Below are 1,309 nucleotides of genomic sequence, written 5' to 3' on the forward strand. Positions count from 1 at the left end.
AGTGAAGTGTCCCAGGTTTTGTTCCGTTTGAGTAGATGGGAAAATTTGGAACGTGCCAAGGAAATTTGACCAGGATGCGAAGGACCGTGTGGTCCGTCTTGTGGAAGACCGCATCTTGGCGGAAAATATGTCGATGCAAGCCGCGTGCCAGGCAGTAGCTCCAAAGCTGGGGGTTTCATGGCACACGGCCCGTCAATGGACTCAGCAGGCCCGTCGTGCGGGAAACATTCCAGAACCTGTGCCTGAAGATTTGGCTGCCGAGAACGCGAGGCTACGTCGTGAAAATCAAGAGCTACGCGACACTAATGAGCTGCTGAAGGCTGCCTCAGCTTTTTTCGCGTCGGAACTCGACCCAAAACGTCGGAAATGATCCGATTCATCGATGAATACCGGAATCGTTTCTCTGTCGAGTTCATCTGTAAGACGTTGAAGGATAACCGGGCTGGTGGGTTCATCACCTCGCGTGGGTATCGCCAGTCCAAGGCCCGTGGGTTAAGTGCTCGTCGCCTTCGTGATGCTGTGCTGGTCGACCGCATTAGTGCTGTTCATCGGGATAATTACGGCGTCTACGGCGTGCGGAAAATGTGGCATGCTCTCCGCCGTGACGGAATTGATATCGGTCGTGAACAAACTGCTCGGTTGATGCGCTTGGCCGGTGTTTCTGGCAAAGGCAAAGGCAGATCACCTCTCACAACCCGTAAGGCTAATGTGCCTGATCTGCGCCCGGACTTGGTCGAGCGTGAGTTCAAAGCTCAGGGCCCGAATAAACTGTGGGTGGCTGACATTACGTATGTGCGCACGAAGAAAGGCTTTGTGTATGCCGCGTTTGTCACCGACGTTTACTCTCGACGGATCGTTGGGTGGGCGTTATCAGACTCGATGCGGACGGAAGCACTGCCGCTGCAAGCTCTTAACCAGGCGATCGTGTGTGCTGAGGAAACAACAGGTCTCATTCATCATTCAGATCACGGCTCACAGTATGTCAGCGTTGTCTACAACCAGCGACTTGCCCAGCACGGGATTGCCGCTTCCACCGGAACGGTCGGGGATTCTTATGACAATGCTCTGGCAGAAAATGTTAATGGTTCCTACAAGAACGAGCTGATCCATGCTCGCAGGTGGGATGATGTTGTCGAGGTAGAAATCGCGACGTTCGAGTGGGTGTCATGGTGGAACGAGACTAGGCTCCACCAAAGCTTGGACTACCGAACCCCGGTCGAGGTCGAAACCGAATTTTGGAAGCAGAACCCGCCACAGGAAATAATAGAAATCAAGGCAAACGCCTAGGAACAAAACCCGGGGCACTTCA

1 protein-coding gene is annotated in these 1,309 nt (G+C 53.6%); it reads left to right on the forward strand.

Translation table 11 applies throughout. The features are described 5' to 3' along the window. The first annotated feature begins 52 nt into the window (after positions 1-52). Positions 53-1,287 (forward strand): IS3 family transposase gene (locus QKD99_RS11450; protein ID WP_192816336.1). Its coding sequence is split into 2 segments (ribosomal slippage): positions 53-341 and positions 341-1,287, totalling 1,236 coding nucleotides; the frame shifts between segments, so codons are not numbered across the junction. The last annotated feature ends 22 nt before the right edge of the window (positions 1,288-1,309 follow it).

The sequence above is a fragment of the Corynebacterium sp. c3Ub_189 genome (genome assembly GCF_039907195.1).
Lineage (GTDB): Bacteria > Actinomycetota > Actinomycetes > Mycobacteriales > Mycobacteriaceae > Corynebacterium.